Annotated in this window: 23 protein-coding genes; 14 read left to right on the top strand and 9 right to left on the bottom strand. The window is 49.4% G+C overall.

The genetic code is table 11. From position 1 onward, the window contains the following. Window positions 1–78 precede the first annotated feature (78 nt). From ACZ50P_RS16045 to ACZ50P_RS16055, 3 genes are all read left to right on the top strand, one after another. Window positions 79–558 (top strand): hypothetical protein, encoded by a 480-nt coding sequence (locus ACZ50P_RS16045; RefSeq protein ID WP_464118748.1) that lies wholly within the window; start codon window positions 79–81, stop codon window positions 556–558. A gap of 78 nt (window positions 559–636) precedes the next feature. Continuing rightward, entirely contained in the window at window positions 637–1,155 is a 519-nt protein-coding gene (locus ACZ50P_RS16050; RefSeq protein WP_464132312.1) for an asparaginase domain-containing protein, read from the top strand. 112 nt (window positions 1,156–1,267) lie between these two features. Next, window positions 1,268–3,022 carry a hypothetical protein gene (locus ACZ50P_RS16055; RefSeq protein WP_464132314.1) on the top strand — a complete coding sequence of 585 codons (1,755 nt, stop codon included), beginning with the start codon at window positions 1,268–1,270 and terminating at the stop codon, window positions 3,020–3,022. 3 nt (window positions 3,023–3,025) lie between these two features. On the opposite strand, the gene ACZ50P_RS16060 is transcribed toward ACZ50P_RS16055, so the two are convergent. Together ACZ50P_RS16060 and ACZ50P_RS16065 are read right to left on the bottom strand one after the other, a co-directional pair. Then, window positions 3,026–3,685, bottom strand: coding sequence for an SRPBCC domain-containing protein (locus ACZ50P_RS16060; RefSeq protein WP_464132315.1), 660 nt, complete (start codon window positions 3,683–3,685; stop codon window positions 3,026–3,028). Between the two features lie 15 nt (window positions 3,686–3,700). Continuing rightward, window positions 3,701–4,423 (bottom strand): DUF4097 family beta strand repeat-containing protein, encoded by a 723-nt coding sequence (locus ACZ50P_RS16065; protein WP_464132317.1) that lies wholly within the window; start codon window positions 4,421–4,423, stop codon window positions 3,701–3,703. A 157-nt stretch (window positions 4,424–4,580) separates the two neighbouring features. On the opposite strand from ACZ50P_RS16065, the gene ACZ50P_RS16070 reads away from it, so the two are divergent. Further along, window positions 4,581–6,179: an ABC-F family ATP-binding cassette domain-containing protein gene (locus ACZ50P_RS16070; RefSeq protein WP_464118754.1), complete on the top strand. Its 1,599-nt coding sequence runs from the start codon at window positions 4,581–4,583 to the stop codon at window positions 6,177–6,179. On the opposite strand, the gene ACZ50P_RS16075 is transcribed toward ACZ50P_RS16070, so the two are convergent. Further along, window positions 6,176–6,892: a tRNA-uridine aminocarboxypropyltransferase gene (locus ACZ50P_RS16075; RefSeq protein ID WP_464132319.1), complete on the bottom strand. Its 717-nt coding sequence runs from the start codon at window positions 6,890–6,892 to the stop codon at window positions 6,176–6,178. The two genes, ACZ50P_RS16070 and ACZ50P_RS16075, sit on opposite strands and share 4 nt — an antisense overlap. 208 nt (window positions 6,893–7,100) lie before the next feature. Between ACZ50P_RS16075 and ACZ50P_RS16080 the strand changes: the two genes are divergently transcribed. Then, window positions 7,101–7,745: a L,D-transpeptidase gene (locus ACZ50P_RS16080; RefSeq protein ID WP_464132321.1), complete on the top strand. Its 645-nt coding sequence runs from the start codon at window positions 7,101–7,103 to the stop codon at window positions 7,743–7,745. A 37-nt stretch (window positions 7,746–7,782) separates the two neighbouring features. Here the strand turns inward: ACZ50P_RS16080 and ACZ50P_RS16085 are convergent, their stop codons facing one another. Continuing rightward, window positions 7,783–8,268 (bottom strand): hypothetical protein, encoded by a 486-nt coding sequence (locus tag ACZ50P_RS16085; RefSeq protein WP_464132323.1) that lies wholly within the window; start codon window positions 8,266–8,268, stop codon window positions 7,783–7,785. A 210-nt stretch (window positions 8,269–8,478) separates the two neighbouring features. Here ACZ50P_RS16085 and ACZ50P_RS16090 point away from each other — a divergent pair, with 210 nt between their 5' ends. Next, window positions 8,479–10,023 carry an AbgT family transporter gene (locus ACZ50P_RS16090; RefSeq protein WP_464118759.1) on the top strand — a complete coding sequence of 515 codons (1,545 nt, stop codon included), beginning with the start codon at window positions 8,479–8,481 and terminating at the stop codon, window positions 10,021–10,023. 43 nt (window positions 10,024–10,066) lie between these two features. Here ACZ50P_RS16090 and ACZ50P_RS16095 read toward each other — a convergent pair whose 3' ends face one another. Together ACZ50P_RS16095 and ACZ50P_RS16100 are read right to left on the bottom strand one after the other, a co-directional pair. After that, the gene (locus ACZ50P_RS16095; protein ID WP_464132324.1) at window positions 10,067–11,017 is read right to left on the bottom strand and encodes a PLL family lectin; all 951 of its coding nucleotides are present in this window, start codon (window positions 11,015–11,017) and stop codon (window positions 10,067–10,069) included. 166 nt (window positions 11,018–11,183) lie between these two features. Next, window positions 11,184–11,426: a TFIIB-type zinc ribbon-containing protein gene (locus tag ACZ50P_RS16100; protein ID WP_464132326.1), complete on the bottom strand. Its 243-nt coding sequence runs from the start codon at window positions 11,424–11,426 to the stop codon at window positions 11,184–11,186. A gap of 218 nt (window positions 11,427–11,644) precedes the next feature. Between ACZ50P_RS16100 and ACZ50P_RS16105 the strand changes: the two genes are divergently transcribed. Together ACZ50P_RS16105 and ACZ50P_RS16110 are read left to right on the top strand one after the other, a co-directional pair. Then, window positions 11,645–12,832 (top strand): MFS transporter, encoded by a 1,188-nt coding sequence (locus ACZ50P_RS16105; RefSeq protein ID WP_464132328.1) that lies wholly within the window; start codon window positions 11,645–11,647, stop codon window positions 12,830–12,832. Between the two features lie 87 nt (window positions 12,833–12,919). Continuing rightward, window positions 12,920–13,330 (top strand): CoA-binding protein, encoded by a 411-nt coding sequence (locus ACZ50P_RS16110; protein ID WP_464118763.1) that lies wholly within the window; start codon window positions 12,920–12,922, stop codon window positions 13,328–13,330. On the opposite strand, the gene ACZ50P_RS16115 is transcribed toward ACZ50P_RS16110, so the two are convergent. Continuing rightward, complete coding sequence (locus ACZ50P_RS16115; protein WP_464132330.1) at window positions 13,327–14,331, bottom strand: VOC family protein; 1,005 nt, start codon at window positions 14,329–14,331, stop codon at window positions 13,327–13,329. The genes ACZ50P_RS16110 and ACZ50P_RS16115 overlap by 4 nt on opposite strands. Before the next feature lie 141 nt (window positions 14,332–14,472). Between ACZ50P_RS16115 and ACZ50P_RS16120 the strand changes: the two genes are divergently transcribed. The 4 genes from ACZ50P_RS16120 (at window position 14,473) to ACZ50P_RS16135 (ending at window position 20,807) form a co-directional block, all read left to right on the top strand. Then, window positions 14,473–15,225 (top strand): alpha/beta fold hydrolase, encoded by a 753-nt coding sequence (locus tag ACZ50P_RS16120; RefSeq protein WP_464132332.1) that lies wholly within the window; start codon window positions 14,473–14,475, stop codon window positions 15,223–15,225. After that, window positions 15,222–15,860, top strand: coding sequence for a phosphatase PAP2-related protein (locus ACZ50P_RS16125; RefSeq protein WP_464118766.1), 639 nt, complete (start codon window positions 15,222–15,224; stop codon window positions 15,858–15,860). Before ACZ50P_RS16120 ends, ACZ50P_RS16125 begins: the two co-directional genes overlap by 4 nt. A 149-nt stretch (window positions 15,861–16,009) precedes the next feature. Next, the gene (locus tag ACZ50P_RS16130) at window positions 16,010–16,642 is read left to right on the top strand and encodes a hypothetical protein (protein WP_464132334.1); all 633 of its coding nucleotides are present in this window, start codon (window positions 16,010–16,012) and stop codon (window positions 16,640–16,642) included. 151 nt (window positions 16,643–16,793) lie between these two features. Next, entirely contained in the window at window positions 16,794–20,807 is a 4,014-nt protein-coding gene (locus ACZ50P_RS16135) for a hypothetical protein (RefSeq protein WP_464132336.1), read from the top strand. 55 nt (window positions 20,808–20,862) lie between these two features. On the opposite strand, the gene ACZ50P_RS16140 is transcribed toward ACZ50P_RS16135, so the two are convergent. Beyond that, window positions 20,863–21,336 (bottom strand): GyrI-like domain-containing protein, encoded by a 474-nt coding sequence (locus tag ACZ50P_RS16140; protein WP_464118769.1) that lies wholly within the window; start codon window positions 21,334–21,336, stop codon window positions 20,863–20,865. Window positions 21,337–21,442: 106 nt separating this feature from the next. Here ACZ50P_RS16140 and ACZ50P_RS16145 point away from each other — a divergent pair, with 106 nt between their 5' ends. Further along, on the top strand, window positions 21,443–21,880 hold the full coding sequence (locus ACZ50P_RS16145; protein ID WP_464132338.1) for a cupin domain-containing protein: 438 nt from the start codon (window positions 21,443–21,445) through the stop codon (window positions 21,878–21,880). Between the two features lie 41 nt (window positions 21,881–21,921). On the opposite strand, the gene ACZ50P_RS16150 is transcribed toward ACZ50P_RS16145, so the two are convergent. Beyond that, window positions 21,922–23,274: an MBL fold metallo-hydrolase gene (locus tag ACZ50P_RS16150; RefSeq protein WP_464132340.1), complete on the bottom strand. Its 1,353-nt coding sequence runs from the start codon at window positions 23,272–23,274 to the stop codon at window positions 21,922–21,924. A gap of 23 nt (window positions 23,275–23,297) precedes the next feature. Here ACZ50P_RS16150 and ACZ50P_RS16155 point away from each other — a divergent pair, with 23 nt between their 5' ends. Beyond that, a complete protein-coding gene (locus ACZ50P_RS16155) occupies window positions 23,298–24,071 on the top strand; it encodes an exodeoxyribonuclease III (RefSeq protein ID WP_464132342.1) in 774 nt (257 codons plus the stop codon). The last annotated feature ends 12 nt before the right edge of the window (window positions 24,072–24,083 follow it).

The following is a 24,083-nucleotide window of genomic DNA, read 5'->3' on the forward strand; positions in this document are numbered from 1 at the left end:
CTCCTCTTTTTTAGTTTCCGGTTGCCACCCCATCAGTGAAAGCAGATACTGAAAGCTGCAACTCATTGAGGTAATCACGTGGACAAGAAAAAACTGATTGAAACAATCCGCACACAACTGGAAAACGACATCGCTGCGCTGAAAGAATCCGTCAAGGCCACGATTGATGCCGCCACTAATGAGGAAAGCAAAGCGGAAAATGAATATGACACCCGGGGATTGGAAGCGTCTTATTTGGCCCGCGGTCAGGCCAAACGCATCGCCGACATTGAAGAGGCCCTGTTGCATCTAAAGCATGTGAACTTGAAATCTTTCGGGCCGAACGATCCGATTTCCTCTTCCGCAGTCATTGAAGTCGAACACAATGGCAAAACCAGTTTCTTTCTGATTCTTGCCAAAGGTGGCGGCGTCAGTGTGTCCTTTGAGGGAAAAAACATCCAGGTGATCACACCCAACAGTCCCTTGGGTGAAGCTCTTCTGGATCAAAAAAGTGGCGGAGTGGCCGTGGTTGAAGCCGGCCCTCAGATTCGCGAATACGATATCATCAATGTCTGGTAGCCTCAAACGCTCCGCCCAACGAACCCCTTTTCTGGCATTTCTTGCCAGTCCCGGAAAGTTGACATAGGATCGCTAACCATGGGCACACCTATTCAAGACGTTGTTATTATTACGACCGGCGGAACTATCGAAAAAACATATAATGAGTTCGATGGATCCCTGGAAAATCGCGGCACCAGTATTAAGAATCGCATTTTGTCAAAAATGCGTCTGCCATACACGAACATCTCCGTCTACCCTTTGCTCAGCAAAGATTCTTTGTACATGACGGATGAAGACCGCTCGCTGATTTCCGCCACGGTTCGCGATCAGATGCAACGCGGTTGTCCGATTGTGGTTTTGCACGGAACAGACACCATGCACGTTTCGGCTGAACACTGCTTTAAAGAAATCGGCACACCGAAAGTTCCGGTGGTTTTCACCGGCGCCATGATTCCCATGGGTTTTGACGACAGCGATGCCGCCCAGAATGTCACAGAGGCGTTGCTTGCCGCAAAACTTCTGCAACCGGGGTTTTACATTTCTTTCCATAATCAGGTCTTCCACGTTCCCAATGTTCGCAAGAACCGCGAAAAGGGAACTTTTGAAAGCCTCTAGAACTTCTCACATAGACCGTCTTATTTTGAGATTTCCTCTCTCAAAGCATTAAGACGGTCCGCCTATCTCCGAAAAGGAACTGTTGCACCCGTTTCGTTCCAGGAGATAACCCGTGAAGTTTATTGCCTCTGTTCTTACCATTCTCGTTTTTACAACTTCAGCTTGCACTCATCTGTCCAAGGTAAACCCCGACAAGGCCTTCGTGGACCATCCTGTGCCGTACTCGCAAAGTCACCGGCACCCTGCCAATAACAATCTTCCGTGGTGGGCCGCCAGCGAAAAGCAGGTTCAAAACGCCTACTGCCGCCGCAAGCTTCCCACAACCAGTGCCGCGATTGCCGCTTATTACAAGAACCTGCCTCTAGGTCCCGGCTTTGAAGAAGGCACCTATACAATTTCCGGCATTGAACTCCGAAATGAAAGACCTGAACTTGTGCTGGCTCTGAGCCGTCTGCTGTTCCCGGCGGACCCCGAGGAAAAAATCAAAGAAGCTCCGGCAAACTTTCAGCAGGCCTTTAAGATCAGTCCATCCTGCGACAAGGCCTTTTGTGTCGCACAAAAAATCTTTGGTCCCGAGGTGGGTCCACAGATGCTATATCTGATGGATCAGTTTGATATCAACACATCCCCTTACGCCTTTATCAACGCCTCACCTTTCACGGCAGCAGAAATCGCCGATGTGATTCGCACGCTGGAGCTGGTTCATCCGAATCAGCTTCCCTTTGGCAGCAACAAAAAGCTGATTCGCTTTAAGCGAGGTTACACTCGTGCGTCTTACGGCGATGATGGCGGAAACGTTGTCGCCAATGCCGCCATTGAGCTTTTCGATGCCTGGACAGAACAAAGCTCCATCATGCGCCAGTACACTCTTTACCATGAAATTGCCCACAACCATTCGGACAATCAGTTCTCGGACTATGACCGTTCGGCAAGCTGGTTGGCTATTTCCGGATGGAAGGAAAATAAAGACGGCCAATTTGAATCTTTGCGCAAAAAAGCCAAACAAGGCCACCCCTTTGTCTCTCGCTACGGTGAAACAAATCCTTTTGAGGATTTTGCCGAAAGTCTGACGGCCTATCGCTTTAACCCGTCCTGGCTGAAACAAAAGTCCCAGGACAAGTACAATCTGATCAAACTTCTTGTGCATGATGGGCTGGAGTACACCTCCAACCGGGACTGTCAGCAGGCCCCGGTTTCTAAAACCTATCAAAAAAGTATTGATCAAAATGGGGATCGTCTGACTCCGGCGGAAAAGGACTATATCCTTAAGTCCTGCCGCAAACCTTTTTATGAATCAGTCCTAGGCCATATGCCCACCAGTTTCTTTGATGCTTGCGTGAACTTCGAAGCCACTTTGCTGTGGCAAAAACAGAATCAGCAACAGTATCCGGATCTGGTCCAGCAGTCGCTCTTTGACCCTGCTTTGCGCGTATCAATTCTGAAATTTAAGAAAACACGCCAGGAGATTGCTGAGAAGCTTCAGCCGGAAATGACAGACTGGCTTTTGAAATCCATGGAGACCTACAGTTACCAGATGAACTCAAGCCAATCCAATGCCGAGTACTGTGATGTCTGGGCGAAGATGGAACATCGAATCTATCCCGAATTGTATTTGGAAAACAAATGGACCAGAAAAAGTCCCTTCAGCTCCCGCCAACTGAGCCCTTCCGCCGGCGCGGCCCGCGGACTGTGTCTGGATCTGGTGCAGGGCTTTGTTCCCACGGCCAAGTCAGCAAGATCCACCGTGACAAACTGGCTCAGAAAAAGCACTTATCTTTCAGACGACACCAAGGTCAGCGAGCGTGGTATCACGCGCGAATCTCTGATGATCTACATCAAAGACCGTACTCGCCTTTACGAGAAGTAGTTCTTACTTGTTCTTTGGGGATCTTCTGGGCGGAGTCAGCTCCGCCAGGTCTGAAAGAATTTGCAACCAGCGTTCTTTCAAAACTGTCTTGGTGCGCCCATCTTTGATCTTTTCATGATTGAACACCAGAATACTTTTATCGTCCCCACGTTCGCCAAGATAAACCTGCAGAATGGTCGCTTTCGGCCAATCTGTATCCTGCCAGGTCATACGCAGACGCACGCCCTCTTTCATTGTGCGGATTTCTCCAAAGACACCGTCTTCTGTTTCAAATACATTTTTGGGTTTGAATTTAAACGGCGACAACGGTTTCAGCCACACCGCCTGCCCTTGTGGGGACTCCAGCAGGTCCCAAAGCTTATCGGCACTGACATAGAAAGTGCGTGTGGCCGCGGTCATGTACTCGCCCTTGGCATTACGTCCCTCAAACTTGCGTCCGATATGAACTTCATAAGCCGAAGTCACAATCTGCTGCCACCACGGCTTGATCTTGTACTTCTTCCCCAGAAAGGCCACGATCTCTTTGTGGGTCATGTGGGTGGCCCCCTGAGTGTCCAGAATTTTCACCCACTGATCCCAGTTTTTTCCGGTGTGTTTGGCCACCGACTCCGCGGAAACCTTGTTCAGTTTTTCAATCACGCCCACGGGAACTTTTTTGGCCATACACTTATCCGCTGACTAGAGTGCTTTTTTGATATGCAGGCTTCCGGCACCCGATTTCACAGAAACCTTGAACTTGGAATCCGAGGTTTCACCGATCTCATTAGTTAATTTCCCTGCAGGAGAAATAAAGCTGGTGGTAAACTTGGCATCCGCTGGCATTGTTAACTCCACCAGGCCGCTGCCGGATTTCAGATCGAATTTGCCTGAAACAGGCACCACTGCGTAAGTGATCTTTGCAGTGCCAGATCCCATTTTCAGATCCACATTCCCGGCTAAGGACTTCACCGTGATTTCGCCTCTGCCGCTGGAGCCTTCGAGTTCATGAACGTCAGAATCAATGCTTAGATGACCGCCGCCGATCTTGAAGTCAACATCACCCTTGGTCCCCACAATGGTCACATCCCCTGCACCGTTTTTGATTTCAAGATCGATCACTTTAGGAACCAGAATCGTAAAGTTTGTCGTGCAATCAGACTTTTTAAATGCACCTTTGCGATGAACTTTAATATCCAGATCCGAGCCCTTTTGTTTGAACTCCAGCGCACAAGACTTGGTAAAATCAATCTTTTCGGTCGTTACGACCAGTTTGTCTTCATGCCCGCCTTCGATCTTCACAGAACCTTTGATGTTCTCCAGCTCCAAAGACCGGATAAGCTTGGCATCAAAGTCTTTTGTTTCGGTCTGAGCACCTGCAACCGATCCGGCCAGCAGCAAAGCCATCATCAACATTGTTCTCATATTTCCTCCTAAACAATTCCTTAATTTAGCTCCCGAAAAAGGTCCTTTTCAAGCCAGAAACAAGAGTTTTTTTCCAAGGCCAGAGGGGTTCCCAGTAAAGGGTTGCGTTTCTCTTAGGGAACACGTACAAAAACAGCTTTCAAAAGGACCTCTGTTCATGATCAGCACATCCAATGTCAGTTTGCGTTTTGGCGGGAAAAAACTCTTTGAAGACGTGAATGTCAAATTCACTCCGGGGAATTGTTATGGACTTATCGGTGCCAATGGGGCCGGCAAATCCACGTTCCTAAAAATCCTTTCCAAGGAGATCGAGCCTAACACTGGCGAGGTTCATATTGCCTCAGACCTGAGAATTTCCATCCTGAAACAGGACCACTATGCTTATGACGAGTTCCCTGTTCTAAAAACCGTCCTGATGGGAAATGAGCGTCTGTACAAAGTCATGCAGGAAAAGGACGCCCTTTATGCTAAACCTGACTTTTCGGAAGAAGACGGGGTTCGTGCGTCTGAGCTTGAAACCGAATTTGCCGAACTAAACGGTTGGGAAGCTGAATCCGAAGCGGCCGTCATGCTGGCTGGACTGGCCATCCCTGAAGAGCTTCACGGAAAACTGATGAAAGAACTGACCGGCGGCGAGAAGGTCAAAGTCCTCTTGGCGCAGGCCTTGTTCGGTCGCCCCGACATTCTGCTGCTGGATGAGCCGACGAATCACTTGGATATCTATGCGATTCAATGGCTTGAACAATTCCTGGAAACCTTTGAAAACACTGTGATCGTGATTTCGCACGATCGTCATTTCCTGAATAAGGTCTGCACGCATATCGCGGATATCGACTTCGGCAAAGTGACCACATACAGCGGAAACTATGATTTCTGGCGTCAGTCCAGCGAACTCAATCAACGCCTGCGCGCCGATCAGAACAAGAAGAGCGCCGAAAAAGCTGAAGAGCTTAAGGCCTTCATCGCGCGCTTCAGCGCGAATGCCTCCAAGTCCCGACAGGCCTCTTCCCGTCAGAAACAATTGGAAAAGCTTGAGTTCAATGATCTGCCCGCCTCTTCGCGCAAACAGCCGTTCATTGGCTTTGATATCAAACGCGAACTGGGTAACGACATCCTGACCGTCGACAAGATCACCAAAACCTGGGAAGGTGAAACTCTGCTAAAGAACGTCAGCTTCACTCTGAAGAAGGGCGACAAAGTCGCTTTGCTGGGAAGAAACGATCTGGCGAAAACACTTTTGCTGGAAATCCTGTCCGGCGAGATGGCAGCAGACTCCGGAACATTTAATTGGGGCATCACAACCTCCATTTCATACTTCCCAACGGACAACTCCAAATACTTCAATGGGGATGAAGAAACGTTGGTGGACTGGCTGCGCCCGTTCTCGACTGAAAAAGATGAAACGTTCTTGCGTGGTTTCCTGGGTAAAATGCTTTTCAGTGGCAGTGACGCCCTGAAACAGCCCAAGGTTCTTTCCGGGGGCGAAAAGGTCCGTTGTATGTTTGCCAAGATGATGCTGGCTGGTTCTAACATTTTGATCCTGGACGGACCCACGAATCACTTGGATCTGGAAAGCATCACGGCCGTGAATGAGGGCTTAAGCCGCTTCAAGGGCACGGTGATCTTCACATCCCACGACCACGAACTGATTCAGACTGTCGCCAACCGCATTATCGAAATTGACACTTCGGTTGTGTACGACAATCACATCACTTACGAAGAGTACCTGGCGGCCAAGATCAACTCGAAAGCCTAGGATTCTGTTTCAACGGTCCTTTTTCTTTCCTGGCGAGAGTTATAGGCCCCGTTCTTCTGTTCAGACATCCGCAGATAATCAAGTTGTCGTTCAACCAGCAGATCAAACACTTCCAACAGATTGTCGTGCTGTCTTCGGGCGGTCTTAAATCCCCGACTGTGACCCAGGATCTCAATTGTTTGATGAATCGCCTCGATCGTTGAATAACAAAAGTCCGCGGGCTGCTTGCGCACCCGGAAGCTTGACGGTTTTGTCGGTGAAAAGCAGACCTGTGGCAAAGTCTTCAGATTCTGACTTTCGCGCATCATTTTTTTTGCCGTGGCCCAAGTGCCATCAATCACAAACACGGTCAGCTTTTTTCCCGCTGGCACCAGGTCCGTGCGCTGGCCTTCTGACATCAGGGAAAGATTCTGTGAGTCTGGCCCCGGGTACAGGATCACACAGTGCCTATCGGAATCACAAATCAGCGCATTCACCAGTTCATTGTCGGAATAGTCCTGCCCGGAAATCAGGTAAGAGTTCTCCAAACAAAGATAAGACATTCGCCCCGTGGCAATTCTTCGGCGCATTTCAATCGGGTGAATCAGGATCACAAAACTGATGTGAGGATCAAAACGCTGGATGTGCGGACAGTAGCACCCCTTCAACGGTTGTATGCACACGGGACAGTGCTGACGATAGACAGCCTGATCATGATAGTTTTTTAGTGCCAAAAGAACTGCCCCCTCAACCTCGAAACGCTGGGGCATCCTTCCCCAATACGAAAAACCTCGGATTTATCAACACGACTTCCGTGTCCAAGTCTTTCCACTCTATCACAATTCACCTGTTACATGTCTTAATCTGTGCTGATTTTTTTAGATTTCTGTCCCCACAAAGTACAATGAGGACAAGTACAACTCACAACGGATGAGGTGTGACATGAGAACACTAAAACAAATAACAGGCGCAATCACAGCTCTGCTATTTTTGACAGTCGGCACGGCCCAAGCAGAGCCAATAGAAAGCATGAAAAATCACGAACCCAATGTCATCGAAGAGATCAACCCCTTTGATCCCAATATCGAACAGATTCTGGAAGAATTCGATAGAATCTACGAAGAAGAAACGGGCCAACCGTCTCACCTTCCAGAAAGCTTTATTGATGAGATCATCGGCTTTGCCAATTGCTTCCGCAACAGCTGTGCCGTGTGGGCGCAGGTTGTGAAGTCCACTCAGCGCATGTACCTTTATGTCAACGGCAGTCTGCGGGGGTCTTGGTTGGTGTCGACGGGTATGTCCGGTTATACCACCCCCAATTTTGATCGACACCCGGATGGTCGTATCTATGACCGCTACTCCTCAAGAAAGTATCCAGGTGGAGACTATAAGGGGTTAGGCAATATGCCCTATGCGGTCTTTATCACCGGAGGCTTTGCTCTGCATGGCACGCCTCAAGGAAACTGGTCCAAACTGGGCACCAGAGCATCTCACGGCTGCATTCGCATGCATCCTGACAATGGTTACATTTTCAACCGCCTGGTCCGTCAGTATGGCAAATACAATGTCTGGATCACCGTGCAGTAGTTGAAAGTAAAAAGGGTCTTCGACCGAAGACCCTTTTTTAGCGACGCCTGTGATACGTTGTGGGGATTCCCTTGGCGCTCCACTTGTGGGTTTTATAAGACCCACCAGAGCGAATTTTTTCATAAGAAAGCTCGACGTCAATCAAAGCATTAAAGTCGGCCTTCACCGTCATAAAGGCCAGACGCAACAAAGCCTCTTCACGATCCTCACAGTCCACGACCTTTAAAGCCGCTTCTTTGCGGGAAAAATTGCGGGTTTCCTTGCTTTGGTCTTTCATAAAGACGGCAATATTCTTCGCCGCTTCCATGGTTTCGTTGTAAGTCCCAAGCTCCGGAACAATCTTGGCATCATAACATGGACCACAATAAGCCCCATGAGATAGAAACTCCGGAACCTCTTTCAAGAACGAAAAGCTTCCTTCTTCTAAAAACTGCGCACACTTCTTACAGACAGGTTCTTTACAAGCTCCGCACTGAAGGGTGGCTTTCGGCTTTTGGCAGACACAGCAATTCGTATTTTCCATAGGAACAAACTAATACATTTGCCGTCCGAGTTCGACAAGATTCTATTCTCGCCCTGAAAACATCACCGGCCGATTCGGGTCCTTGGGGGCGGTTTTAGGCTTTTTCCTCCATTGGAAACGCCTCATGTCATTCCGAGGGGACTCTGAGAACTCCGTGGTTGCCTGCATGATGCTTCTTTAAGCTATACTTTCGTGAGGGGGAAAAGTCACATGTCGAATTCGGAAAATTCTATCGAGTCAGGTCCACTGTATAAGTTTCTGCTGAAAGTTGAAAAAGCGGGAAATGCGCTGCCACAACCTGCTCTGATGTTCCTACTTCTCACGTTCCTGGTGGTTCTGCTTTCTGCCGTTATCAGCGGTCTGGGTATTGAAGCTGTTCATCCCGTAAAGAAAGAAACAATCACCGCGGTCAACCTGCTGTCTGTGCAGGGGTTGCATATGGTGCTGACCGATATGCTTAAGAACTTTACCGGATTTGCCCCGCTGGGCACCGTGCTGGTGGCAATGCTGGGATTCAGCCTGACTGAAAAAAGTGGTTTGCTGGGGGCTTTGCTGCGTTTGCTGGTTTTAAAATCCCCGAAACAACTTCTGGTACCAGCGGTTCTTCTGGCGGGGATCATGTCCCACACCGCAGGGGATATCGGATATGTTTTGCTAATTCCACTTTCAGCCATGGCCTTCCATAGCGCCGGTCTTAATCCCTTGGCGGGCTTGGCCATTTGCTTTGCCGGTGTTTCCGGAGGTTTTGCCGCCAACTTTATGCTCAGTGTGGCGGACCCAGTTCTTTCCGGATTATCGCAAGAGGCCGCACGAATCATTGATCCGGCATACACTGTGACTCCGGTTGTGAACTGGTATTTCATGTCCGTGTCGTCCATCCTGATCATCGGCGTGGGAACCCTGGTCGCCAAAAAAATCACGATCCCGTTCCTAGGCGAATACAAGGGCTCTGCCGAACACACCTCCCCAGAACCTTTGAATGCCTATGAAAGAAAAGGCCTGCGCTGGGCCGGGATTGTCTTCTTTGTTTTTATCGCACTGGTTCTTCTGGGTACCGTCCCCGAGACTGGGTTTTTGCGTAATGCTCAAAACGGCTCCCTGCTAAATTCCCCTTTCCTGATGGGTATTATTCCCATGGTCTTTTTCCTGGCCGCCTTAACAGGTGTCGCTTATGGATTTGCTGCCAAGACTTTTAAATCCCAATCTGATGTGACCAATGCCATGCAGGAATCCATGGCCACCATGGCGCCTTATTTGGTCATGGTCTTTTTCGCCGCTCAGTTTATTGCGCTCTTTAATTCCTCGAACGTGGGATTGATCCTGGCTGTGAAAGGTTCAGAAGTTCTAAAAGACATGCACTTAAGCGCCATTCCTCTGATGATTGGCTTTATCATTCTGACGTGTGTGGTGGACTTGTTCCTGGGGAGCGCCTCCGCAAAGTGGGCCCTGATGGCTCCGGTCTTTGTTCCCATGTTCATGCTCCTGGGTATTGCCCCGGAACTGACTCAGGCTTCTTATCGTGTGGCGGACTCGGTGGTGAATATTATTTCTCCGTTGATGCCTTACTTCCCTCTGATTCTCGCATTCGCCAATAAGTATGACCCGAAGGCTCGCATCGGCACCTTGATTGCATTGATGCTTCCTTACTCCATCGCCTTCACCATCTTCTGGTCTTTGCTGCTCTTTGCCTGGATTTTACTGGGCTTGCCCCTGGGACCAGGAGCACAGCTGCACTTCGTGATGCCCGGTCAGTAAAAAAAAAGCTCCCCAGATATATTTCCGGGGAGCTTTTTTATTTTCACTGTTTGTAAGAACGATACCAAACTGCGTTGTCTGTCCCCAACACAAACACCAAGGTTCTATTTTTCGCCGAAGAACTTGCATCAGGCCCCGAAGTCAGGACTCCACCCAAGGATTCCCACCCCGACCATGAACCATGGAACCACTTATGCCAAAGAGCATTGTCGGTTCCTCGCACATACACATCCAGACGACCATTTCCCCATGACGATACCCCCGGCGATGACGTCAAGACGCCACCCAAGGATTCCCAGGACGACCAACCGCCCGCATACCATAGGTGCCAAAGGGCGTTGTCTGTGCCGCGCACGAAGACGTCAATACGATTCGCGCCCCAGGACACAGCTGCGGGGTCCGATGTCAGAACACCGCCAAGCGATTCCCAACCCGACCAAGCACCGGAAGAAAACCATTTATGCCAGAGGGCATTGTCGCCACCACGAACAAAGACATCCAATCGTCCACCCGCCCAGCTTGCTGCCGCCGGACCCGAAGTCAAAAATCCGCCCAAAGAAACCCACGGTTGCCAAGCTCCATTGCGGAAGGTGCGCTGCCAAAGAGCATTGTCTCCGCCTCGCACAAACACATCGATACGATTGGAACCCCAGCAAGCGACCGCCGGTGAGGAGGTGAGATAGCCTCCCAAAGACTTCCAGGAGCCCCACGAGGTTCCATTCCATGCACGATACCAAAGAGCATTGTCTGTGCCTCGTACAAAAAGATCTGTGCGATAGCCACTACGTGAACACGAAGCCGGGTCAGAGGTTCCAACACCTCCGATGCTGGACCAGGCGGACCAACCCGGAGGTTGTGGATCATCATGTTCAGGGGTGATCGGCCCCTGAACAGATACGGGGGGTGTGATTGCATCGGTCATCACAAAAGCCTGTGCCCCTTGTGATGCGCCGAGTGCGAAAGAAATTAAAAGTAAGCCTGTTGTGACACGCATATCATCCTCCTGTGATTCGAGCGTTGGTTAATCTTTTCTTCACCGCCAAGGTAACCAATGCCGAATCAGAACAGGTAGATGATTCGTTCGCTTTGCCAAAATGCCTTGCTAAGGCTTGCTAAAGAAAGCCCTTGTGCAAAAGAGCACTGGACTTTCAAGCATCCGTCTAGTCGAACAGTTCTTCCAGGAATGACTTCCGCTTATAGGGCTTTTGCTGATAAGGACCCGACTGAGGCTGGTGATAGGAAGGCTGTTCCTTCTTAGCTTCAAATTCTTGTGAGCGTTCAATGATTTTATCCAGCTCTCCACGATCCAGCCAAATTCCACGGCACTCGGGGCAATAATCAATTTCAATTCCTTTGCGCTCGGAAATCACAAGATTCGGTTCTTTACAGGTTGGACATTTCATTCTTTACCTCCAGATCTTTTAAATAAACTACTAAAGGCTCAGTCTTTTTGAAAATCGATAATATTTAATAAAATATTCGCTTAAAACAATTAACTAAAAAGCGAATCGGATGTGAACACAAACAGACGATCCGAGACGAAGTCGCGTTCAAATTGAAAAAGGGATAAAGCAAAACCTTATCTTGCCCGTCTTGTCGGACAGGCGTAGTTATAGTTTCTATGACATCGTCTTCCTCATCTCCCCTGTCCCGAGGCTTGGTTCTTCTTCTTGCCGCAGCTGTTGGTATCACTGCTGCCAATCTTTATTATGCGCAACCCATTGTCGCCATGATCAGCCAGGCTCTTGGATTAGCACCCGAAGCAGCGGGCTTGGTCGTCACACTCACACAAGTGGGGTACGGCTTGGGGGTGTTGCTGATGGTTCCCCTGGGGGACATGCTGGAAAACCGTCGCCTTGTGATGGCGATGATCGCGTTGACGATTCTGGGACTTCTTGGGCTGGCTTTTGCAACGCAGTTGATTCCCTATTTTATCGCCGCGTTCGCCACAGGCTTGGGCGCATCAACGGTTCAGATCATTGTTCCTTACGTAGCCCACTTCGCCCCGGAAACACGACGTGGTCAGGTTGTCGGCAGCTTGATGAGTGGCCTTATGATCGGCATTATGCTTTCCCGCCCAACATCTAGCTTGCTGACGGATCTGTTCTCGTGGCATGCGGTCTTTGTTCTGTCCGCCTTTCTGATGACTGTTTTAGGTGTCGTGCTTTATTTGGTCTTGCCCCCGCGCCCTCCCTCGAACAAAGATCTGCACTATGGGGCTTTGTTAAAATCCATGGGGCGTCTTTATCTGACGACTCCTATTCTGCGGCGACGGGCCCTTTATCAGGCTTTTCTTTTTGGCGCCTTCAGCTTGTTCTGGACAGCCAGCCCCTTGCTGCTTGCGGGACCCGACTTCAATCTGTCCCAGACGGCCATTGCCGTTTTTGCTTTAGTGGGCGTGTCGGGCGCCATTGCCGCGCCCTTAGCAGGCTGGGCGGCTGACAAAGGCTGGAGTCAAAAAGCCACAAAAGCGGCGATGCTGATTTCCGCCGGATCTTTTTTGTTGAGTCATATTTTTACTGCCGGTTCACAGGCGGCCTTGGCCGCCCTGGTGGTTTCGGCCATTCTGCTGGATGCTGGAATCACCGCGAATCTGGTTTTGGGTCAACGGGCGATCTTCTCTTTGCAGGCTGAATATCGCAGTCGCCTGAATGGGCTGTTTATCGCAACCATTTTTGTTGGCGGCGCTATTGGTTCGACACTTGGAGCCTGGGCATATGCCTATGGCGGCTGGAATCTGACATCATGGGTGGGCTTAGCAATGCCCACTCTGGCTTTCCTGGTGTTCCTGACAGAGAAAAAGAATTAAGTCAGACCCAAAAGGGACGCAACTGAGTTGGCGTTGGCTTTTCAATGGCTCTGTGGTGTTCTAAGGTAGATCAAGCAAGGAGTGTCTATGAATGTTCAAGACCATGAATTCAAAGCCCTGTTGGAAAAATACCGCAAGTTTTCCGTCTATGGACTCAGTCCCGACACCACAAAACCCAGCCACTATGTTCCGGCCTACATGAAAGATCACGGGTGGGACATTGTCGGGACTTACCCAAAAGCCCATGATGTAGGCGGTTTTAAAATTTATTCTTCACTGAAAGACGTTCCACCTGAATATCGCAAGTTCGTGGACGTTTTCAGAAGTTCCGATCGAATTCCCGATGTCGTTGATGAAGTTCTTGAAGTGGGCGGCGTCGAGGTCTTGTGGTTACAGCTCGGGATTTCCAATCCGGAAGCCGAAGCACGCGCGGAAAAGGCCGGAATCAAAGTGGTCTCAAACCGCTGTTTGATCATTGAGCACAAGAAGTGGTTCTAACAAAGAAGAGCCCTCAGCTGGCTCTCGCCCAACTGTTGCAGAGACAGCAACTCTGCATATGCATCCCCTTTGATTTCCAGGGCCGCTGCGAATGCAGGTTCCGTCTTAAGTCCATCGCCTCTAAGACCTTGAACTTTTCTGAGTAACGTCGGCCCACCATGACACAGCAGACGCTCTTCAACAAGAAAGTGTCTGTTTGCCGCTTGATGAGCCGTGGGGGTCTTCTGTGCGAAGATTTCAAAGGGAACATCATAAAACTTAAAAGAGGCAACTAGAGAATCCACGCCACTGACAGCGGTTCGCCTCACAGTAAAATCAGCATAAGAACTCAGATGCTGCTGAAGGTTGTTGTGCAAAGAATCCATGTCTGCGGCTGACAGCAAGATATCCACATCTGATCCAGGCACATCCAAATCCAAAGGAAAGGTGCCCACGATACGCGGGTCATAGGCCCTAAAGACCTTCAACACCTGAGATTCTTTGATTGCTTTATAAACTGAGGACTTCTTTTCAAGACGAACAACGGATTCCAGAGACAACGGATGAAACTTGATCGCAAGAGCCCCCAGATTGATCTCCAGCTCTTGATTGAAATCTTTGTTTAGGCCTGATTCGTTAAACTCACAATGAGGGTAGCGCTCCTTCAGTTCAGAAAAAGTCAAATCACTGACCACTTCCAGATGTTCAAAGCCTTCAATCGTTACCTTGCCTGGCTTGGGAGCTGGCAGTTCGACAACGTCAATGCTCCAGCCCTCAAAATGCACGGACTTTCTGAGCTTGTAAGTGGCAATCGGGCGACCGTTGACATCACTTTCAATCAACAAATCAGCAAAACTTGCGAAAGACTTTTTAAAGTTCTCATAGGACTGCAGTGAGGCAGCACGATAGCAAAGGTGATCAATATGCCAGTGTTTCTCAAGAACCACCTTCTGCGCCACAAGCATTGCAAAAATCTGCTCAAGGAAAGTCTGTGCCTCGTGATAAAATGTCGCTGTGTTCATGGTCGTTCCCCTTACTGTCTAAGCTGTATTTTCAGACAGAAGCTTTGTCAAAAGCTACGCTTTTGACGCAGCCCTTGTGGATTTGACCCACCAGCAGACTTCGACTATTTCTTGAGGACGGGAAAGAGGGTCTAAGTTCGCATGCAGAGACAGTGGGTGTTAATTAGAGGGATCATGAGCGAGTCCTACCATTGGTGGAACTTTCTTCCCCAATTGCAAGAACGTTTTCCTCTGGACCAATTTCACACCGCCGACATCCTCGGCAATGGCCGCTTGAATAGTCACAAAACTCCTTTAAGCCTATCCAAGAATATCCAAGCTTTGCGTGACCAAGCCCCCACAGATGGCAAAAAGATTCTCTTTGGTTTTTCATTGGGTGGAATGCTGGCTTTAGAGTGGGCTCACCGCCACAACGATGAAGTCGCGGCCGTGATATTGATTAACTCAAGCCTGAACAACTCTCCGTTCTATAAAAGAATGACGCCTTATTCATTTGGGCGCATTTTCCAGTCGGCCCTGCAAAAAGATCTGCATAAGCGTGAAGAAATGATCCTTCGTATGACGACCACGCAAACGCCGCAGGAATCCGTCAGCGAACTTGCCAAGCATTGGGGGGCACGCAGCCGGGAACTGCCCGTGCGGCCTGCGAACTTCCTTTGGCAGTTGGGTCTGGCGACTCAGATACGCCAACGAAGGGAACCACCGGCTCCGGTTCTGGTCCTTTCGTCCGCCAAAGATCGCGTGGTTCATCCTGAATGTTCTGAAAAAATCGCCCGCCAATGGAATGTACCACTGGTCAGACATCCTGAAGCAGGACATGATCTAACTCTGGACGATCCAAAGTGGGTTTTGGATCAAGTAAGTCAGTTTATCAACTCAGGATTAAAAGCATGACTATCGCCATAAAAATTGGACTGACCGTTGCTGCCGTGGGACTGTGGCTTTTCACTCAAAAGCTTTTGGGACAGCGTCAGATGCCATTCAAGGATCGCATCGGCGACTATTTCCATGTTCTGACCGATCGCTGGAGCCAGTATCTGAACCGCACCCCCAAAGTGGCCAACGGACTTTTGATTTCCAGCTCTCTGGTGATCGATGCTGTCGGTATCTATCTGATTGCGCAAACACTGCTGGGACCCAGCATTCGCCCTTTGTTGGCTTTGCTGGTACTGTTCACCTTGCGACAGATCAATCAAGCCGTCACTGTTTTACCAACCCCTGAAGGCATGATCTGGCGCGATCCTGGGGTCCCATCGATCTTTGTGACCTATGGAGTTTCCAACGATCTTTTCTTTTCCGGGCACACCGCCTTAGCAGTTTTGGGAGCACTGGAGATTGCCCAACTTGGCGGACCCTTCTTTATGGCTTTGGCTTGCGCGGTTGTCATTTTTGAAGTGGTCGCAGTTCTGTTATTAAGAGCGCACTGGACGATGGATATCTTTGCCGGCGCGATCACCGCCCTCTGGACTCACGAAATCGTCAGCAGATACGCCCCTTCTGTTGACGCTTGGATCAATACAATTTCGTAATAGTAAATCCCCTGTCGTGACAATCCACGCTGGCTCCATCGGCTTATAGACACTGCTCTTGCCCGCAGTTCCAATTAAACAACAACAGATGTTTATACTCTCTGGCCCTGGGCTTGCATCATTCCGATCTCCGAATAGGAAAGATGCTTATGAAATCAATCTTTGCTTTGCTTATGACTCTAAATCTTTCATCGGTTGCCAAAGCCGCTGGTGATGTCGTCGTCTATGATGTGAACGTGACCTCCACGGGTCAAACCTCCGACAAACGGCTGAGCTGGAGCTCTTTAGAACCCCAGATCCGTCAGGCCATTTTAGAGCAAAGCCGAACCTATGAACGCTCCGTCTCTTACAGTATTAACACAGCTCCTGACCGACGAATGGTGGTGATGACCGCCCCCAAAGATCCCCGACAACAGCCTGTTCGAGTTTTCGGGTTTACGGAAAAAGACGTTCTGGCGATGGATGGTGATCCAAATGGAGCCGCCTGCTCACGCCGACATATCCATGATGACTATTCAAACCGTTGGTGCCACGGGTACTTTATCAAGCTCGCTGACACCTATTTAAGATCCAAAGGCGTCAACAAGCATCTTGCAGCAATCATTGCCGCTTCCACTTTTGTACCTAAAGAGTATCTCTACGACAAAAACCCTTCTATGGCAGACCTGGCCGTGGTGGAGTATGAAATTTACCGATCCGACAACCCCCGAAAGTCCACTCGGGTCACAATGACGTTGTTCGGGGATAAAACAGCGTTTGTAACCATGGAACGCAAGTTTTAGACAACGGCTTCTCAGAAATGTCACCCTCTCAACATGAGACACTCCCTTTGGTCTGCAAAGGAATATAGTCGTTTATAGCCCTAAATCCTCCGGCTCGGTTGGCACCGACCTTGCCTCTATTCATAGTGAGACAAATTTATTTGGAGGATCTATGAAACGTCCATCTGCCTATGTTCGCTTGTTTACTGCGGGTCTGGCGGCCAGTGTGATTGCAATGGCTTGTGCGCCTTCGGCTCAGGCGTTCGACCTTCCCTGGAAGAAAGCTCAGGCGGCAGCACCGGCGGCACAGCAGGTTCAAACTGTTGTTCTGGCTGTGGATGGATTCAGTTACTTCGCATTTCTTGAAGCACAAAGACAGGGACTTTTTAAAGAGTTCACTAGTGCCGGCGCCCACATCGCTCCATTCCCTTCAATGACGGACTTGTCCTGGTCGGTGGTCACTGATACCGCCAATCTGTTCGGAGCTGCGGGCCGAATCAAATCCGTCGAAGCCACTTACTTTGATGAATCGTCTCAATCAGTTCAGGGTGATCCCCGTGACTACTATCGTCGTCTGGCGTTCCCAAAGTACTACATGGGTGCCTTCGATGCTTTCTTTAATCCTTATGTTGAAGCTTTGATGTACTTCCCGACAGAAGAAGTTCCCAAACTGGAAGTCAAAACAGTGATGGATGATCTGTTGGCAGCAAAACCCAAGAAATTCATGACAGGTTACATCGGCGCCGTGGATTCCACCGCACACACCCAGTTGGATCGTCTGTATCCCATCCTAAAAACACTGGATGCAGAGGTTAAACGCCTGATTAAATCCTTCAAAGAAAAAGGTCAGGACGTGGAAGTGGTTCTGGTGTCAGACCACGGAAATATCGGACGCTTCCAGGAAGGCAAAAAAGAACAGGAACTCATCGGCATTGACGTTCACAAAATCGTCGAGCGTGCCGGCCTCAACTCCGTGCAACAGCTTCAGTCTGACAAAGACGTGACCATGCCTTTGATGGCATTGGGCACCTGGGCTCCGGTTTATCTTAAAGATCGTAACAACATGAAGAACCTGATTTCTGAATTCCGCAAAGAATCCTGGTTCGACATGGCAGTCTACATCAACCGCAACAATTCCTCTGAGACCCTGATGACTGTGGTCACTCAAACGGGTGAAGCAAAAGTTAAATACGACAAGAAAAAGGACCTTTACTTCTATCTTCCTGTCACTGGCAATCCCCTGCAGTTGGCCAAAGCGCTGCATTCCACGACAACGCTTGCCAAGCCCATCACGTCCAACGAGGCCATGAAAGCCTCTGACATGACACCTTATCCGGATGCTCTGTATCGTATCATCGAATCTGCCTCTGAAAGAAACTTTGATTTCCCGGACTTTATCCTGACTTTGAAAGACGGTCACTTTATCCAGAACTCCCTGGGGGCCTTCACGAAGATGTACCGCACTCACGGCTCATTGACGGCGGCTTCTTCTTACGGTCTGGTGGCTTCAACAAAACGCAAAGTTCCCGGCCAAATCCGCTCAAAAGACATTCTTTCCTTCATCGGGGTGTCCGCAAAAGATCTCTTTGCTGATGCCGTCAAGAAACACAACGATTCTGGCCAGGAGGCCCTGAAACAAGTCATTACCAATTCTCGCCAGGGCATTCAAACTGACGCCAAGGACCTGAGTCAAAAACGCATCTTCCGCCACTTGACCAAATTCGTGGCCGATACACGTCCTTACTTCCTGGTATCTGAAATGAAAAGCTTCATGGAAGCCTTTAAATTCGATCCGTTCAAAGATCCTTCCGGGCGCAGCATGTCGCCAATGAACTTTGACGTTTCCAAGTTTGATGTCACGACGATGATTTCCCCAGAGGACATCGGTGCAGTGACTGACGCTGTCCTGACAGCGGGTTCTGTTGAAAATCTGATGAATGATCCACGCATCGCCAAAGTAAAAGAGAAAGTCGGTCTTTTGAAAGACCAGAAAACGGCCAATCTGGATCTTCAGAACGTCAACCTCGATGGCGCAGACAGTGATATTGTCGATACGATCAAAAGAATTCTTTTGCCGGCCAAACGCGCTGTCATGAAGATGTATCAATTGCCTTATCTGCTGGAAAACTCCATCGTGGTTCAAGAAAAGCCATTCCTGCCTGAAACGCGCGACATGCAGTTTGCCCGCAAATGGGTTTCTGATAAAAAGAATACCAATCAATCCTTCAAAGCTTTGACCAAAGCGGACTCCAAAGGACAATTGTCTCTTGCGCAAAGTCTTTTGAAGGAAGCCATCAAGGAAGCGGACCTGGAAGGCCGAATCTATCCGACACCGCTGACAAAGATCTATAACCAAAAACTGGAAGACCTGACGATCGTTTATGTACCGGGCATCTATAACAGCATCTTCGACAAAGAGATCTTCAGTCTGGGGCTTTCAGCCCTGAGCGACGAGATGGGTTTGCGTGTGATTCAACCACCCGTGGAAAGCACTTGTGGCGCCGAAGTGAATGCTGACATCATTCTGAATTATCTGCGCCAGGACTATAAAGCACGCACTCAGCGTGGTCACGCAGCCCCAAAGTATCTGTTCCTCAGCTACTCCAAAGGGGCCGTGGATACATTGCACGCTTTCCTGAAAGCTCCGAACTTTATCTCTATGACGGTGAAAGGGATGGTTTCCATCGCGGCCCCCCTGCATGGCTCTAGCATCCTGAACACCACAGACGTTCCGTTTGCCCTGGTTTCAGCCCTTTCCGAAAAACAAGGACCTGAGATCTGCCAAACAGAAAAAACAGCCTCCAAATCCATCACCCCGACAGCCATGGATGCATTCTGGAGAAAAAACGAGCGCTCTTTGACTGGTTTGACCCGTTACTTCTCTGTGACTTTTGAAAGCGCTCCAGAAGATTCCCATATCTTCATGAAAGCGACGAAGCTCATTGGTCAGTTCGACGAGGACAATGACGGCGTTGTGACGGTGTCTTCCTCCAAGTTCCCGGCAAATTTGAAAGCCGTGGATCTGGGTACCATTCATGCGGATCACTTGGCAGGTATTCTGTCTTCCCGCTTCAACCAAAAAGCATTCATGAAAGGTCTTGTGAATACTTTGGCGGAACTAGACATCAGCAACGACGAAAACAACTTCAACTGGAATACGCAGGTGATTTTATCAGCGGCCAATGCTCACTATTTCAAAGACAGAAGATACTACCGTGTGAAAAGCCCGGGAATAGTTGCTCAGCTCGGTGTGGGACAGGAACACTTAGTCGAGCTGATCCCTTACGGCAATACCTACGAACTTTCCCGTCAGGTTCTGCCAAAACTAAATGATCCGGCAGATAACTATGAGGTGAAGGTGAAATTGCCTCAATCTGGTCTTCGCTATGATCCCTACCAAGTTCTGGATGTAGCGAAGCTTGGGGATGTCATGGCTGGCATCAAAGTCAATCCCGTGACCCGCCAAAATATGCCAGAAGGTATCCGTATCGTGTACGACCATAAAAACATGGTTCACTTCCGCATGGATCACCAGTTCAACTATGAGTCCCGCTCTCCAGGTGGTTTGGATGACAACAAAAACTTTGGTTATGCCACTGCGGAATACGAATATGAAGGCAACAAGTGGGCCTTGATGAAGAGTGAAAACAACTCCATCCGCATGACGAGCTTGGCTTACAGATTCTCTCCTGTGGAATTCCCGGAGATGAGTCTGAAGCTGGCAGTAACGAAAGATGTTGTGGGAGCTGATCCGGTAAAAGGTAAAACTGGCAAAGATGATTCAGCCTTCCAGGTGTGGTTCACGATCCGTGACGGTCGCGCGAACGGCGACAGAACCGTGATCGACGCCAAGAACGACAAAGTCTTCTTGTTTGGCTACTACTATGGAGGTGCCGTGGCCGGTGAAAACCGCAAAGCGGGCGATATCTTTGAAAACTGGTACTCCAACAAGAACGTAGTTGTCGCGACGTTGCCGGAAGCAAAACAGTTGTTGCTAAACAACTCAGACATGCTGGGCAAGATACAAGACTACAAACGTGACTTGGCTGCAGACTTAAAGCGTGCATTCCCTGATAAGAATGTCCAGGATATGGAAATCGTGGCCATTACAATTCAGCACGACTCAAATGACACATCCTCTGCTTCTGAGGCTTACTTCAAACATCTAAACTTTTTACCGAAGTAAGTTCTAAAGAAACCGAACCTTCCAAGGGCTTGATCCACGCGGTCAGGCCCTTTTTTTATTTCAACAGCAGGCAGTACTCAAATGTCGCATCTGGATTGGTGCGATCATAGGCTGCAGGATAAATGAAAAGTTCCTGATTGGCCCGCAAAAGTTCCCCAGACTGGGGAAGCCATTCGGTCAAAGCCCTCATTGCTGTTTGCCCGACAAGCTCTGGCCGGCCCACATGAACAAATCTGGCAATTTTTCCCGCTGGAATAGTCATCTGAACAAATCCTTCGATGTCAGTAAACTCTTCAACTTCAAAAAGCGCATGATAGACAGACTGTTCTTCAGCTGGCAAAGGAAGGTCCCCTGTGATCAAGGCCATACGCTCTTGATTCTTCCTTTGTAGCTTTCCCTGTTGGGAAGCAAGTTTCTGCCAAAGTACGGGAACTTGAGTCATGTCATTTCGGTCTTCTCGACTTAGGCGAAGCGTGGTCTTTAGGCCCATTAATTTCAGCGAAGTCATCATCTCAACTTTTGGATTCATCTTGTCGCTCCCCTGACGCTACCTAGTTTACCTAAGTCCATTGTAGAACAACACCGCATCTCGTCGTCAAAGGTTAACAGGGGTATGATCCGTATAGGAGGCAATTATGGCTATGCAAACATCTTCCGCAAAGACTCAAGGAAAAACCGCCACCACAAGCTTTGCCAAAGTCATCGGGGCCCTGTCGGCCAAGAACTTCGCCAAACCTGACGAGGTCCGCGACTTCCCCAAAGGCAGACTTGAGTTGGTTAACTTTGGTGACGCCGTCATCGGCCGAGCCACCCTGCAACCGGGCTGGCGTTGGTCCACATCCGTGAAAGAAATCGCAAAAACCGACAGCTGCGAAGCTCCTCACTTCCAGTATCATGTTTCAGGAACTTTGTGCATCAAGATGGACGATGGCAAAGAAATCATCTGCAAACCTGGTGATGTCTCTTTGATTCCTCCAGGACACGATGCCTGGGTCGTCGGCAATGAGCCCGTCGTGTTGGTTGATTTCCAAGGAATGGTGGACTTCGCCAGCAAGGCTCCTCATACGCATTGAATGTACACGCTGGCACCCTGTCTTGAACAAGGGCCGGGTGCCTACCCTATGCCCATAGCCTTTAACTGCGCCTTTTGATAACTTGCAAAGAGACCTTCAAAAAGGCAACGCACCAGCGGATCCTGCATGACATCTGCCTCTGGAGCGCCAGGGCCGTCATTGATTCGCATATACATCGAAGTCAAAGACTCCCCCAGCTCCAAGGCGGCATGCAGCTTAGCCAAAGGAACTTCCGTTTGCCATGCGACGGACTGCGCACATTGCGCCTGTGTGGCTGGCCGAATTTTCCGACCTTCAATTAGATAACAGAAAACTTCCGCGTTTCCTTTGTCGTCAAAGACAGACAGCTGCCACAGACAGGGCTTCTCGAAATAGTTCTCGTCAGGTTCGGTCAAAGATCCGTATCGTTCCGGCAGTTCAAATCGACAGTAGTTCTGAACTCGGGCCCTGACCGCGTCAGACGTGGGCCCAAGATTTTGCGCAACTTCTGCCGTGCTGGGAATAACTTGTTCGGCATCGTACTCGTAATCCACCTCTTCTGTCGCCAGCCGCGACATCCAAGGCAAGGGCGCTGCGGCTAAGACACTTTCCTTTGATAGCTCGATCGACAAAGAGGGATCTAACCTAACAACCTTTACAGAGGGCAACGCCTGCACCAGTTCATGCCTGAACTGCGCATATGTGATCGGGAAGAAGGCTTTGTTATACCAAGACCAGTCTTCCATCTGAAACTGGCAGGAGCTGGGGATGACGGACTTGGGGTTTAGACGCTTTAACTGCTCAATCCATTCTGGGGGCAGTTCACCGCAGGCGGGTTCTGCGCGCGAGGGCGAAAGCACTTCGATTTCTCGCATCGTCTGAAACGGCCACATGATCAGATCCCAAGGGCCCTGTGCCACCAACAGATCCAACGTGTCGTAGTCGATCCAGGAATCCACGACATTAAGAACATTCAAGCCCTCGGCCTGAATCTGGAATAAAGAATCCACATCTTCATCCAAAGCACGACGAGGCGTGACCGTAAAACCTCCAACCTGAACGGGCTGATTGAGTTTTAATGAATGTACTTCTTTAAAACCTAGTTTTTTGGTCAAAGAAAAGAATTCATCAAAAACACAGAATCCATAGATGGGCGTTTCTCGATCCAACAGCGCCAGACTGTCCAAGGACCAGTGATCATCGTGAAAGTGTGAAATGAAAACCGCATCCAGCTTCAATTTCCGAATCTGAGCCTGATCAAAGCTCACTTTCGGAAATGCATAGCAGTTTCGACTGAACGGGTTTTCAAAGATTGTATCAAAAGCGATCTGAGTCCCTTTACTTTCAAGAAGGTAGCCTGCATGAAGGATTCGCGAAATTTTCATCCCTGAACTATAGCGCGCTTGCTTCCCCATAGCAATTACGCCATTGTAAGGTCATGAAACTGATATCCTGGAATGTAAATGGCTTGCGCTCGGTCCACAGAAAAAACTTCCGTGAATGGTTTGAGAAAGAAAAGGCCGACATCGTCTGCCTGCAAGAAATCAAAATCAACAGCGATGTGATCGAAAAGGATGAGACTCTGTACCATCCTGCACGCTATCATTCCTCGTGGGCTTTTGCCGAAAAAGCGGGTTATTCCGGGTTGGCACTTTATTCGCGCAAGGAACCAGACGACGTTCGCGTTGGCTTGGGTATTCCCAAATTCGACAGTGAAGGCCGTTGGCTGGAGGCTGATTTTGGCTCCATCACACTGGTGAACAGCTATTTCCCCAACAGTCAGCGCGAACACACACGACTGCCATTTAAGCTGGAGTTTTGTGCGGCGGCAGAAAAACGTTTACAGGCTTTAAGAAAAAAAGGACGAGAGGTCATTATCTGCGGTGACTTTAATATTGCACATAAGGAAATCGACCTGCGAAATCCCAAGACGAATACGAAGAACGCAGGCTTCCTGCCAGAAGAGCGCGCCTGGATGACCCACTTTCTGGATAAGCTTGAATGGGTGGATAGCTTCCGCAAATTTGAACAAGGCCCGGAACACTACACATGGTGGAGCTATCGCCCCGGAGTTCGCGAAAAGAACATTGGTTGGCGACTGGATTATTTCCTGGTGAATAAGGAGGCTTCCGACCGCCTTAAAGCAGCCGCGCACTGCCCGGACGTTATGGGTTCAGACCACTGCCCCGTGCGCTTGACGCTGAAGAAATAGGTTTAAAAAATT

Source organism: Bdellovibrio sp. CKG001 (assembly GCF_055397465.1).